We start from the raw sequence: 321 nt of genomic DNA, 5'->3' as shown, positions 1-321 counted from the left end.
TGCCGCCAGCGTTCAATCTGAGCCATGATCAAACTCTTCAGTTTAATATTGCTTAGTGCCTATAGGGCACCAATCTTGGCTCATCAATCTTCTGACAAATATTTCTCAAATAAACTTCGAGTCATTTCTACCATCAATCAATGAAAATAATTTCGATTAATCAATCAGTAAAAATCCACACAAGTTGTTCTTCATAATCTCTTAATGATCTTCTTGTTGGTTCGTCACCAGCAAGCTAGGTCGGCTATACTACTCTCTTTCGATAAATAGTCAACTGCAATTTCAAATTATTTTAAACTTTCTTTCTAAAACCCAACTTAA

The sequence above is a fragment of the Acinetobacter sp. CY73 genome (genome assembly GCF_059515865.1).
This window is presented reverse-complemented; position numbering follows the sequence as displayed.